The sequence below is a fragment of the uncultured Enorma sp. genome, assembly GCA_905210055.1.
Lineage (GTDB): Bacteria > Actinomycetota > Coriobacteriia > Coriobacteriales > Coriobacteriaceae > Enorma.
Map to the genome: position 1 here is coordinate 1 of CAJLVH010000224.1, position 1,642 is coordinate 1,642.

Here is a 1,642-nt window from a genome sequence, read left to right on the forward strand (position 1 = left end):
GGGGCATCCGGCCTCGCCGCCGCCCTTACGTCCGCCCGTGCAGGCGCGCGCACAGCGATCGTCGAGTGCGACGTCGACTGCGGCCTGCCCATCCTCGCCACCGGCAACGGTCGATGCAACCTCTCGAACGAGCGCCTGCGTCCCGCTCGCTACCGCCACCCCGTCATAGCACGTGCCGTTTTGGGCGAGCATCCGGAAGAGACGCTCGCTGCGTGGTTCGACAGCGTCGGCATCTGGACGACGAGCGACGAAGGCAGGCTCTACCCCATGAGCAAGCGTGCGGAATCCGTGCGTGACGCGCTTCTTGCCGCCTGCGAACGCGCCGACGTGGCGAAGCTCTGCGCGCACCGACTCATACACGCCGCCTGGAATGCGGAAGACGGGCTCTGGAAACTCGAAACGCTTGCCCCCGCCGCAGCACTCCATGCGCCCCGCGCGCGCGACGAGCATGCCCGCCTCCGGGCACTTCGGCGCGCGCTCGCGCAGGCCCCTATGCACGCCACGCTCCTCCAAGCGCGTGCCATCGTGCTCGCGCCGGGCGGCGCCTCGGAAGCGCTCTGCCAAGTCTTCGATATACCGCACCTGGAAGAGCGGCCGGTGCTCTGCCCCATCGCCTGCCAGCCAACGAGCGGAGAGGCCGGGTTGGAGCCCGATGCGCTCGCCCGCCTCGATGGCGTGCGGGCGGACGCACGCCTCACGCTCGTCCGCGGCGGCACACCGCTCTGGAGCGAAGACGGCGAGGTGCTCTTCCGCGCCTACGGGCTCTCGGGCATCGCTGCCTTCAACCTCTCCCGCCGCATCGAACGCGACGACATCATCGAAGTCGACCTCTTCCCCACCCTGTCCGAAGACGAGCTGCGCGAGAGGCTCCGCGCTCGGACGCAGATCGTAGGCAAACTCGAGCGCAAGAGCGCCCATTGGTTCGACGGCGTGCTCGCGCCCGCATTGGGGCGCGTCGTCACCCTCGCCGGGGAGGGAAGCACGGGAAAAGCCACCCGCGCTGCGAAGCGCCTCACATTCCGGGCGCGCGGCGTGACGGAGACGAAGTCTGCGCAGGTGCGCTGCGGCGGCATCCCGTTTTCTGCCGTGGATGTCGAGACGCTTCGGCTGAAGTGCGCCTCCGGCGGGGTGCTCTTCGCCTGCGGCGAGGCGCTCGATATGGATGCCGACTGCGGCGGCTTCAACCTAGCCTGGGCATGGCTTTCCGGGCTTCGCGCCGGCGCCGCGGCAGCACGCGAGGTGACCTCATGATCGAGATTTCCGACATCCGCGCCTCGCTCGCTCAGGGCACAACGGAACAGCGCTGCCTCGCCGTGGGGCTTGCCGAGGCCATCAAGCTCCTTGGCTGCCTCCCCCACCTCATCGACCACATCGAGCTCAAGCGCCGCTCGATTGACGCCCGCCGGAAAAACGATGTCCACCTTGTCCTCGTCGTCCGCATCTTTTTCTGCGCCGATGTCCATGAAGACGAGCTCCTGGCTCGCGTCCCCGAGCGGGACAAGCGACGGGTACGCGTCGTGAAGGAAAAATCCCCGCTGCCCGTCCCCCATCTGGCAACGCCACCCGCACCGCGGCCGGTGATCGTGGGGGCTGGTTGCGCCGGCCTCTTCGCCGCGCTCACCCTTGCCAAGGCGGGCGCAGA

General features: G+C 69.0%; 1 protein-coding gene and 1 pseudogene. Both read left to right on the forward strand.

The genetic code is table 11. The annotated features are described in order from the left end of the window. The coding region (locus tag QZ079_RS09405; RefSeq protein WP_297037578.1) for an NAD(P)/FAD-dependent oxidoreductase at window positions 1–1,251 on the forward strand (1,251 nt) is incomplete at its 5' end. Further along, window positions 1,248–1,642: pseudogene (locus tag QZ079_RS09410) on the forward strand (FAD-dependent oxidoreductase); the annotation flags it as partial. The gene QZ079_RS09405 and the pseudogene QZ079_RS09410, both read left to right, overlap by 4 nt.